Origin of the sequence: Caulobacter segnis, assembly GCF_003243465.1 — a bacterium.
In the GTDB taxonomy this organism is placed as follows: domain Bacteria; phylum Pseudomonadota; class Alphaproteobacteria; order Caulobacterales; family Caulobacteraceae; genus Caulobacter; species Caulobacter segnis_A.
Map to the genome: position 1 here is coordinate 42,567 of NZ_QFQZ01000026.1, position 10,906 is coordinate 53,472.

The window sequence follows — 10,906 nt, forward strand, 5'->3', positions numbered from 1 at the left end:
CCGCGACGTCGCGAGCAACGCGATGCTTGGGGGCCGTGCAGCCAATGATTTCTCGTTCTTCCCTTCTGGCCTGCGGGGCGTCGGTCGTCGCCATGGCGATCGCCGCGCCGGCGTTCGCGCAGGACCGCGTGTTCGACATCCCGGCCCAGCCGGCCGTCCGCGCCATTCCCGAACTGGCCCGCCAAGGTCAGGTGCAGATCGTGGCGCCCGCGAGCCAGCTGGCCGGCGTCCAGACCCCGGCGGTGAAGGGGACCATGGATGTCCGCACGGCGCTGCGACGCCTGATCGCCGGCACGCCGCTGCAGATCAGCGCCGACGACGGCCAGATCATCACTCTCCGCTCGACCGCGGGCGCCTCGCGCCCCCAGTCCGGAGTCGGTAGCGGGACGGTTCGAGGCCGCGTCCTCAACACCGCCACCGGCGAATATGTCCGCAATGCCGAGATCCGCGTCGAGGGCGCGCCGATCGTCGCCTATTCCGAGGAGGACGGCGACTTCCGCCTGACGGGCGTTCCGTCGGGTGACGTGACGATCAAGGTCAAGTACGCGGGCCTGCAGGAGGCGACCCTGGTCGCCTCGGTCGCGCCGAACCAGACCGCCACTCTCGACGTGTCGCTGAGCCCGCTGTCCAGCCTGGACCAGGTCGAGGCGGTGACCATCACCGCCAAGCGCGAGGGCCAGGCGGCCGCGATCATGGAGCGCCGCGCCTCGACCAACGCCAAGACCGTCGTGGCGGCCGACAACTTCGGCGCCCTGACCATGGGCGACGTCGGCGAGTTCATGAAGAACATGCCCGGCATTTCGCTGGACTACACCGAGGTCGACGCCACCGCCGTCCGCATCGGGGGCCTGGATCCGAAGTACTCGACCTTCACCACCGACGGCGCGCGCATGGCTACGGCGACCTCGAATAACAACAGCGGCCGCCAGAACTCGTTCGAGCAAATGTCGATCACCGGCGTCGACTCCATCGAGCTGAACAACACCCTGCAGGCCAACATGGACGCCGACAGCCCCGGCGGCGCCATCAACCTGCGCAGCAAGTACGCCTTCCAGCGCACCAGTCGCCTGCTGCGCTTCCAGGTCGGCGCCGTCGGCACGTCGGACAGCGCGCTGTCGCGCAAATATCTGCCCGACGACAAGAAGCACTCGACGATCTTCCCATCGGCCCAGGTCGGCTACGCCGACGTGTTCCTGGACGGGCGCCTGGGGATCGCCTTCAACGCCAGCTACAACGCCAACTACGTCCAGCAGGATCGCATCCAGACCGACTGGTCCTATCTCGCCAGCGGCCGGGTCATTCCCTACCAGGTGATGTGGCGTCCGGGTCCGAAGCTGACCCACCGCAAGGCCGCCAATCTCAGCGTCGACTACAAGCTGACCGACCAGTGGGCGCTGTCGCTGCGCTCGACCTACTCGTTCTACGATGTCGAGTACTTCAACCAGTACACCTACCTGATCTTTGGGACGACCAGCGCGTCGCAGACCACGGCGGACTCGACCCCGACCCACATCGTGGTCAATCCGAACGGGACCAACACCCGCCTGCACACCCAGTACTCGCACCGCTACGCCGGCACGCCCTCGTGGCTGTTCGCGCCGAAGCTGGAGTACCGCGGCGACACCCTGGAGGCGCTGCTGCGCGGCAGCTATTCCAGCTCGGAGTTCAATTTCCGCGACAATTCCAAGGGCTTCTTCCAGCGCACCGACAGCTACCTGACGCGCATCGGCTTCACGCTGGACCGAGCCTCGGAGGACTCCAACCAGTGGACCCTGCGCCAGACGGCCGGCCGTCCCTGGGGCGATCCGACCAGCTTCAATCGCGACGACGACATCGGCAACAACATCCGCACGTCGGAATCCGACGCGCAGAACCAGATGTACGGCCTGAACTTCGACCTGAAGAAGAGGCTGAACATCGGCGACGTGCAGCTGAAGGTCCTGGCCGGGGCCGCCTATCGCACCAACGTCTGGAAGACCAATGAGGGCTCCTACCGGCAATTCCAGTATGTCGGCCCGACCGGCGACCTGACCCAGAAGGCGCCTGAGGCGGTCATCCCCTGGACCCAGAACTACCAGTTCCAGATCCTCGGCTTCGACGCGGGGAATATGAACGACCAGAACTGGCGCGCGGACAGCAACTACGCCGTCTACGACATCTACAAGGCCCATCCAGAGTACTTTGTCCCGGACACGGTCGGGAACCTCAAGCGCCGTCTCGACAACAACAAGAAGGTCGGCGAGGCGGTGAACGCCGCCTATTTCGAGGTCCAGCCGCGCATCGGCAAGGCCTCGTTCGACCTGGGCCTGCGCTATGAAAAGACCAAGACCGACGCGCGCGTCGCCGACATTCGCCCGGCCAAGGACGTCACCGCCGCCGGCCTGTCGGTCAGCACGGTCCCGGGCCTTCTCTATCAGTACCGCAACGGGACCTATTCGACCCGCCATGGCGAGTATGACGACTGGTTCTGGAGCGGTGGCGCCAAGTACGAATTCTCCAGGAAGCTGGTCGGCCAGCTGGCCTTCAGCCAGTCGATCCTGCGCCCGGACTACGGCAACCTGGGCGGGGTGGTGTCGGTCAATGACGACACCCTGATCGTCTCGGTGCCGAACCCGCTGCTGAAGCCCGAGCACTCGACCAAGACCTTCGCCAGCCTGCAGTACTATCTGGAGCCGTCGGGCGTGATCGGGATCTCGGCCTACAAGCTCGACGTCAAGGACATGCAGGTCACCGGAGTCACGGTGAACCCCGAGGACGTCGGCTACAACCCGGCCGACTATGCCGGCTACGTGTTCCGCAGCGCCCAGAACCTGCCGGGAACCAACACCAACAAGGGCCTTACGCTGGAATACGACCAGCAGCTGACCTTCCTGCCGGGCGCGCTGCGGGGCCTGGGCCTGCGGGCCTCGATCACCAAGATCGACCCCGACGGCGAGCGCGTCAGCCTGCCCAAGACCTCGGGCAACTGGGGCCTGCGCTACAGCTACGGCAAGTTCGACGTCCAGCTGACCGGCAACGCCCAGTCCAAGTACCGGACCAGCGCGCTGAGCAACACGCCGACCACGGCCAACAACGGCGTCCTCTACCACGCCGCCCGCGAGCTCTGGAACGTGAGCGCCAGCTACAAGATCAACCGCCGTTTCGAAGTGATGCTGGCTGGCCGCAACATCTTCAACGCGCCGGACGTGATCTATTCGAACGTCCGCACGCGCGTGCAGCAGTACAGCATCTACGGCTCGATGTGGAACATCGGCCTCAAGGGCTCCTTCTAGACTTCCCCGACCGACTTCATCTCCCGCGGCTCGCTGGTCGCGGGAGTTTTCTTTTGCGGAGGACCTTCCATGGCTCCAAGGATCGATCGTCGCAGCCTGATCGCCGGAGGCCTCGGCCTGGCCGGCCTGACCCTTCCCGCCGGCCAGGCGCTGGCCCGCCAGATGCTGGGCGCGACCGGCTTCACCCACAACGTCGCCAGCGGCGAGCCGGCGGCTGACGCCATGCTGCTGTGGACGCGCTACGTGCCTTCCACGGACACCAACGTCATCCGTCTCGAGGTTGAGGTCGCCCTGGATCCAGACTTCACCAAGGTGGCTTCGGGCGGTGTCGTGCGCACCGGCGCCTATCGCGACTGGACCGCCAAGGTGACCGTCGACGGGCTAAAGCCCGCGACCGTCTATTGGTATCGCTTCGTGGCGCCGGACGGGACCCGTTCGCCGGTTGGCCGCACCAAGACGCTGCCCCAGGGGCCGGTCAACCGCTTCGGCCTGGCGGTGTTCTCCTGCTCGAACCTGCCCTACGGCTGGTTCAACGCCTACGGCCACGCCGCCGCGCGGCGGGACCTGGATCTGTGGCTGCACACCGGCGACTATCTCTACGAATACGGCTCGGCCTCGATCAAGGAGACGGATCTCGTCGCCGGCCGCCTGCCGCAGCCCTCGACCGAGATCCTCGCGATCGCCGACTATCGCCTGCGTTTCGCCAGCTACCGCGCCGATCCCGACCTGCAGCGCCTGCACCAGATGGCGCCGATGGTGGCGTTCTGGGACGACCACGAATCCTCCAACGACAGCTGGGAGGGCGGGGCGCAGAACCACCAGCCGGACAAGGAAGGCGACTGGAACCTGCGCCGGGCTGCGGCCATGCAGGTCTATCGCGAGTGGATGCCGGTTTCCGACGAGCCGTGGAAGGCCTATCCGATCGGCACGCTGGCGACCCTCTATCGCACGGAGTCGCGCCTGCTGGCCCGCACCAAGCCGGCCGATATCGGCGCGGCCTTCAAGGCCGCCGATCCCGACGCGGCGATCAAGGCGTTCCGCGACGGCGTCTGGCGGGATCCCTCGGCGACAATGCTGGGCTCGACGCAGGAGAGCTGGCTGGCCCACCAGATGAAGACCAATCCCGGCTGGCAACTGGTCGGCATGGGCACCATCCTGGGCCGCACCGTCATGCCCAAGGACGCCGTCGACTGGCTGCGGCCGAGCGTCTCGGAGAAGAAGGTCGCCGGCTATCGCAACGATATCCGCGCCGCCGCCCAGGGCCTGCCGATGTGGATGGACCGCTGGGACGGCTATCCGGCGGCGCGGTCGCGCCTGCTGAAGTCCGCGCAGGCCGCCGACGCGGACCTCGTCATGCTGTCGGGCGACAGCCACAACGCCTGGGCCTTCGGCCTGATCGAGGAGGGCCGTCCGGCCGGCGTCGAGTTCGCGGGTCACGCGGTCACCTCGAACGGCCTGGAAGGGGACATGGGCGCCGATCCCGGCGTGGTCGCCCGCGGCTTCATGGCCGCCAACCCCGAGATGAAGTGGGCCGACACCAGCCGGCGCGGCTACATGATGATCGAGGTCACCCCGAACCGCACGACCGGGGAGTGGCTGTTCCTGAAGACGATCAAGGCGCGCGACACCACCCTGGCCGGCGCGCACCGGATGGCGGTCGAGCGCGGCCGAAAGGCGTTCACCCTCTAGGAGACGAGGAAGAGGCCGGGGCGCGCGGCGCGCGGGTCGCAAGGGTTGTGGAAGAGGCGTCTTCGAGGACGGGCTTCGCGGGGGGCGATGACAGCGGCGCGCGTCGAGCTTAGCTTGATGCGGACAGGAGTATTGCATGTCCCCGCGCGTCACGACCACCGAAGATCCCCGCCTGGTCTTTTGGAACCGTCGCGCCACGCCGCCTTTCACCGCCTTGCGCGCCTTTGCGGCGGTGGGCGAGTTCGGCGGCATCCGCAAGGCCGCGGCGGTCCTGGAGCTCGACCACGCCGCTGTCAGCCGTCATCTGCGCAGCCTGGAAGCCTGGGCCGGCGTGCCGCTGGTCGAGCGTGGCGTCAACGGGGGCAAGCTGACGGCTGAGGGCGCCAAGTTCCACGCCCGGATCACCACCGCGTTGAACGAGATCGCCGCCGCCTCGGCCGAACTGGTGAACGGTCCCAATGACCGCGCGCTACACCTGTCGTGCATTCCTGGCCTGGCCTCCAACTGGCTGTTGGCGCGGCTGGCCGACTTCCGGCAGCGTCATCCAGAGATCCAACTGGTCCTGCGCCCATCCGACACGGCCCCGGACTTCACGCGCCGCGAGATGGACGGCGACATCCGCTATGTGATCGACGCCGCGCCGGACAAGCCGCCGGCGGGCGAGATCGAGACCGTGCAGTTGGCACGGCCGCCGGTGCTGGCGGTCGGCAGTCCGCTGCTCTTGGCCAGCCTGGGCGATCCGGGCGCGGCGGCCGACCTGCTCAAGGCGCCGCTGCTGCACGAGGAGAACGCTCGCCAGTGGACCGCGTGGTTCGAGGCCAACGGCGTGACCCCCGACCACGAGCTGGCGGGCCACAGGCTATGGCACGCCCACCTCGCCGTCGACGCGGCGCGGCGCGGAGAAGGCCTGGCTCTGGCGAACGCCTTCCTAGTCGGCGAGGACTTCAAGGCCGGGCGGCTGGTCGATGTCAGCGCGCGGGTCGGCGCCCAGCCGATCGTCATGGGCGCCTACGTCTTCTCCGCCCGCCGAGATCGCTGGCGCACGCCGGCCCTGTTGGCGTTCCGGCGCTGGCTTGTGAAGGAGGCCGCCGAAGAGGCCGCGCGCTGGTAGGAGCGCCTTGGTGACCTTTCGTCACCACCGACGGCGGAGTTGTCATCTCCGCATGGGGCCGGTTGTGGCCGAGCATCTCGTCAGGTGTTTCGTTTCCTGAGAGATCCTCCGTGTCCGCCTCCGCGATCGCTTCCGCTTCCAACGCCGACTTGCTGGAGCGCCGTCGCGCCGCCGTATCCGCAGGCGTAGCCAGCTCGACCGCGGTCTACGCGGAGCGGGCCGAGAATTCCGAGGTCTGGGATGTCGAGGGGCGCCGCTACATTGACTTCGCCGGAGGCATCGCCGTCCTGAACGTCGGCCACCGCCATCCGCGGGTCATGGAGGCGGTCCAGCGCCAGCTCGAACGTTTCACGCATACAGCCTTCCAGGTGCTGGCCTACGAGCCCTACGTGGCCCTGGCCGAGCGTCTCAACGCGATAGCGCCGATCGAAGGGTCGGCCAAGACCATCTTCTTCACCAGCGGGGCCGAGGCGGTGGAGAACGCGGTGAAGATCGCGCGCGCCGCCACCGGCCGGCCCGGCGTCATCGCCTTCACCGGCGGCTTTCACGGGCGCACCGTCCTGACCTCGGGCCTGACCGGCAAGGTCGCGCCCTACAAGCGGATGTTCGGCGGCGCGCCGGCCAACATCTTCCACGCGCCGTTCCCGATCGAGGCGCACGGCGTCAGCGTTGCGGACAGCCTGCGCTGCCTGGACTTCCTGTTCGCCGCCGACCTGCATCCCAGTTCCGTGGCGGCCATCATCATCGAGCCGGTGCAGGGGGAGGGCGGCTTCCATCCCGCGCCGGACGCCCTGATGTCCGCGCTGCGGGCGATCTGCGACACCCACGGCATCCTGCTGATCGCCGACGAGGTGCAGACCGGCTTCGGTCGCACGGGTCGGATGTTCGGGTGCGAGCACTGGATCGTGCGCCCGGACCTGATCACCGTGGCCAAGTCGCTGGCCGGGGGCTTTCCGCTGTCGGGCGTCATCGGTCGGGCGACGCTGTTGGACATGGTCGAGCCCGGCGGGCTGGGCGGCACCTATGGCGGTTCGCCGGTCGCCTGCGCGGCCGCCCTGGCGGTGCTGGACGTTATGGAGGACGAAGGGCTCTGCGCGCGCGCCAACGCGATCGGCGCCCGGCTGCGCGAGCGGATCGCCGCCTTCGCCGGGCGTAACGACCTGGTTCCGACGCGCGGCCTGCGCGGACCGGGGGCGATGATCGGCTTCGACGTCGTCACCGCCGACGGCCGGCCCGACGGCGTCGGGGCCAAGGCGGTGGCGGCGCGGGCCCTGGAGCGCGGCCTCATCCTACTGACCTGCGGCGTTCACGGAGAGACCGTCCGCATCCTGTCGCCCCTAACTATCCCCTTCGATCAGCTCGACGAGGGGCTCGACATCCTCGAGGACAGCCTCCGACTGGACGTGGCCTGATGGACGGCGCGACCAGTATCGCCGGTGCGGGTCTGGGCCTGGCCCGGCCCGACCTTCTACGCCAGGCGGCCTATATCGACGGGCGGTGGATCGCCACGGCCGCCCAGATCGACGTCACGTCGCCGGCGTCCGGCGCGCGCTTGGGCGGCGTTCCCGATCTGGGCGCGGACGCCGCCGAGCGCGCGGTGAGCGCCGCCCAAGCGGCGTTCGGACCCTGGAGCCGGCTGAGCGCCAAGGCGCGCGGCGCGATCCTGCGGCGCTGGCGCGACCTGATCCTGGAGAACGCCGACGACCTGGCCCGGCTGATGACCGCCGAGCAAGGCAAGCCGCTGGCCGAGGCCAAGGGCGAGGTGCTGTACGCGGCCGGCTTCCTGGAGTGGTTCGCCGAGGAGGCCAAGCGCGTCTACGGCGACATCATCCCCGGCCACGACGCCGCCAAGCGCCTGATGGTGCTCAAGCAGCCCATCGGCGTGGTCGCGGCGGTGACGCCGTGGAATTTCCCGGCGGCGATGATCACGCGCAAGGTCGGCCCGGCCCTGGCGGTCGGCTGCACGGTGGTGCTGAAGCCCTCGGAGCTGACCCCGTTCAGCGCCCTGGCCTTGGCGCTCCTGGGCGAGGAAGCCGGCGTGCCGCCCGGCGTGTTCAACGTCGTCACCGGCCAGGCCGCGCCGATCGGCGAAGTCCTCACCGGCGATCCGCGCGTCCGCAAGTTCACCTTCACCGGCTCGACGCCGGTCGGCAAGATGCTGGCCGCCCGCTGCATGGCCACGGTCAAGCGCGTGTCGCTTGAACTGGGCGGCAACGCGCCCTTCATCGTCTTCGACGACGCCGATCTCGACAAGGCGGTCGAGGGGGCGATGGCCTCGAAATTCCGCAACACCGGCCAGACCTGCGTTTGCGCCAACCGCCTGCTGGTGCAGGCCGGCGTCTACGACGCCTTCGCGGACAAGCTGGCGGCGCGGGTCGAGCGCCTGGTGGTCGGCGACGGACTGGCCGGTCCGACCGACCAGGGGCCGCTGATCAACGCCGCCGCCGCGGCCAAGGTCGCCCGTCATGTCGAGGACGCCGTCGCCGGCGGGGCCAGGGTGCTGACCGGCGGCGCGGCCCTGCCGGGCGAAGGCTTCTTCTACGCCCCCACGGTGCTGACCGGCGTAACCCGCCACATGCTGCTGGCCAACGAGGAGACCTTTGGTCCGGTGGCCGGCCTGATCCGCTTCGAGACCGAAGCCGAGGCCATCGAGATCGCCAACGACACCTCGGCGGGCCTGGCGGCCTACCTGTTCACCCGCGACCTCGACCGCTCGTGGCGGGTCGCGGAGGCGCTGGAATACGGGATGGTCGGGCTGAACACCGGCCTGATCTCGACCGAGGTCGCGCCGTTCGGCGGGGTCAAGGAGTCGGGCCTGGGCCGAGAAGGCTCGCGGCACGGCGTCGACGAGTTCGTCGAACTCAAACTTCTGTGCAGCGATATCGCGGGGGCGTAAGGGCCATGATCATCAAATTCGCGCCGGCCGAACTCTTCGCCGCCATGCCGCCGGGCAATCCCGCGCCGGTTCCGATCGGCGAGCCGGTCTCGCAGATCGCCGTGCGCAGCTTCGTCTCCAAAGCCGCGTCCACCACGCGGACGGGCGTGTGGGAGTGCAGTCCCGGCCGCTGGCGGCGCCAGGTGCTGGCCGCCGAGTTCTGCGTCTTCCTGGAAGGCGACTGCGTGTTCGAGCCCGACGAGGGCGAGCCCATCCAGATCGTGGCGGGCGAGGCCGTGTACTTCCCGGCCAACACCGGCGGTGTCTGGACGATCAAGACCACGGCCCGCAAGGCCTATGTCATCTTCGATGAAGCCCAATGAACATGCGGCCGCAAAACCTCACGGCCGCTTCGGCCTATCGTGAGACCAGCTACTGGCTGGAGACCTGCCGGGACGACCTGACGCCACGGGCGCCGCTGAGCGGCCAAGTGACGGTGGACGTCGCGATCCTGGGCGGCGGCTATTCGGGACTGTGGACCGCTTATTATCTGCTGCGGGACAATCCGGGCCTGGAGGTCGCCATTCTGGAGAAGGACATCTGCGGCTATGGCGCGTCCGGGCGCAACGGCGGCTGGTGTTCGTCGCGCTATCCGCTCGACGCGGCGACCCTGGCCAACCGCTACGGCGTCGAGGTCGGCCACAAGACCTTGCAGGCGATGTACGACGCGGTGGAGGAGGTCGGCCGCGTCTGCGCCCGGGAAGGGATCGACGCCGAGTACCGTCAGACCGGCATTCTGAGCCTGGCGCGGGGCAAGGCGCAGTTGCCCGCGATCCAGCGCGCCCACAGCGCCTATGAACGCCTCGGCTTTGGCGACCAGAACCGCCTGCTTGGCGCAGAGGCGGCCCGCGAGAAGGTTCACGCGACGCAGGTCGAGGGCGCGCTCTATTCTCCCAAGAGCGCCACGGTGCATCCGGCCAAGCTGGTCCGCGGCCTGGCGCGGGCGATCGAGCGCCTGGGCGGGGTGATCTACGAGGGTTCGGCGGTGACGCGCTTCGAGCCTGGCGACAGTCCGCGCCTGCACACCGACAACGGCCTTCTGATCGCGCGCAAGGCCATGGTGGCGGCGGGGGAGGCCTATCTGACCCAGCAGCCGCGCTATCGGCGGGCGCTGCTGCCGATGTCCTCCCTGATCGTGCTGACCGAGCCGCTCAGCGCCCGGCAGTGGTCGAGCATCGGCTGGGCGGGCGGCGAGGGGCTGGGCTCGCAGGTCAACATGGTCGACTACCTGACCAAGACCACCGACGGCCGGATTCTCTACGGCAGTCGCGGCGCGCCTTATCACATGCGCTCCAACATGGATCAGCCGTGGGACGCGGCCACGGCCAAGGCGATGCGCGAAACCCTGGTGGAGTGGTTTCCGGCGCTGGAAGGGGTGGCCTTCACCCACAGTTGGGCGGGGTACCTGGGCGTGTCGCGCGATTGGACGCCGACGGTCAGCTTCGATCCCAGCACCAAGATCGGCCAGCTGTTCGGTTATACGGGCCGGGGCGTCTCGACGACAAACATCTCGGCGCGGATCCTGGCGGGGAAGATCACCGGCAGGCCGACGGGACTCGAGTTTCTGCCAAGCGTCGACAACCGCTCGCCGCGGTGGGAGCCCGAGCCTCTGCGCTGGCTGGGCGTTCGCTACGTGCAGGACGGGTTCGCGCGGATGGACGCGGCGATGAAGGCGGGACGTCCCGCGCCCCTCGACGCGCCTCTGGTCCGTCTGCTCAGCAAGCAGTAGGGCTGTCACGACCGACGGCCGACGAGGATGTGATGAAAGCTCAGCGCGCGACGGTGGTGCTGTTCGCCTGCTTCGGCGTGCGCGCCGAGCCCTGGCTGGCGGCGCTGTCTCAGGCCGCGCCGGATTTCGAGTGGCGGCTCTGGCCCGACGCCGGTGACGCGCGCGAGATC

Annotated in this window: 7 protein-coding genes; all 7 read left to right on the forward strand. The window is 68.7% G+C overall.

The window, feature by feature from the left end; translation table 11 throughout:
* The first annotated feature begins 44 nt into the window (after positions 1–44).
* The 7 genes from DI526_RS10365 (at position 45) to DI526_RS10395 (ending at position 10,736) form a co-directional block, all read left to right on the forward strand.
* A complete protein-coding gene (locus tag DI526_RS10365; protein WP_304277304.1) occupies positions 45–3,272 on the forward strand; it encodes an outer membrane beta-barrel protein in 3,228 nt (1,075 codons plus the stop codon).
* 69 nt (positions 3,273–3,341) lie between these two features.
* Entirely contained in the window at positions 3,342–4,961 is a 1,620-nt protein-coding gene (locus DI526_RS10370) for an alkaline phosphatase (protein WP_304277306.1), read from the forward strand.
* Between the two features lie 136 nt (positions 4,962–5,097).
* Positions 5,098–6,072 carry a LysR substrate-binding domain-containing protein gene (locus DI526_RS10375; RefSeq protein WP_304277308.1) on the forward strand — a complete coding sequence of 325 codons (975 nt, stop codon included), beginning with the start codon at positions 5,098–5,100 and terminating at the stop codon, positions 6,070–6,072.
* Between the two features lie 110 nt (positions 6,073–6,182).
* On the forward strand, positions 6,183–7,484 hold the full coding sequence (gabT, locus tag DI526_RS10380) for a 4-aminobutyrate--2-oxoglutarate transaminase (RefSeq protein ID WP_304277310.1): 1,302 nt from the start codon (positions 6,183–6,185) through the stop codon (positions 7,482–7,484).
* The gene (locus tag DI526_RS10385) at positions 7,484–8,968 is read left to right on the forward strand and encodes an NAD-dependent succinate-semialdehyde dehydrogenase (RefSeq protein ID WP_304277312.1); all 1,485 of its coding nucleotides are present in this window, start codon (positions 7,484–7,486) and stop codon (positions 8,966–8,968) included. Before gabT ends, DI526_RS10385 begins: the two co-directional genes overlap by 1 nt.
* Positions 8,969–8,973: 5 nt before the next feature.
* Positions 8,974–9,330 carry a cupin domain-containing protein gene (locus DI526_RS10390; RefSeq protein WP_304277314.1) on the forward strand — a complete coding sequence of 119 codons (357 nt, stop codon included), beginning with the start codon at positions 8,974–8,976 and terminating at the stop codon, positions 9,328–9,330.
* A gap of 2 nt (positions 9,331–9,332) precedes the next feature.
* Entirely contained in the window at positions 9,333–10,736 is a 1,404-nt protein-coding gene (locus tag DI526_RS10395) for an FAD-binding oxidoreductase (protein WP_304277316.1), read from the forward strand.
* Positions 10,737–10,906 lie beyond the last annotated feature (170 nt).

Coding starts and splice junctions, on each gene's coding strand:
- DI526_RS10390 (WP_304277314.1), top strand. CDS start 8,974: ATGATCATCAAATTCGCGCCGGCCGAACTCTTCGCCGCCATGCCGCCG.
- DI526_RS10385 (WP_304277312.1), top strand. CDS start 7,484: ATGGACGGCGCGACCAGTATCGCCGGTGCGGGTCTGGGCCTGGCCCGG.
- DI526_RS10375 (WP_304277308.1), top strand. CDS start 5,098: ATGTCCCCGCGCGTCACGACCACCGAAGATCCCCGCCTGGTCTTTTGG.
- DI526_RS10395 (WP_304277316.1), top strand. CDS start 9,333: ATGCGGCCGCAAAACCTCACGGCCGCTTCGGCCTATCGTGAGACCAGC.
- DI526_RS10370 (WP_304277306.1), top strand. CDS start 3,342: ATGGCTCCAAGGATCGATCGTCGCAGCCTGATCGCCGGAGGCCTCGGC.
- DI526_RS10365 (WP_304277304.1), top strand. CDS start 45: ATGATTTCTCGTTCTTCCCTTCTGGCCTGCGGGGCGTCGGTCGTCGCC.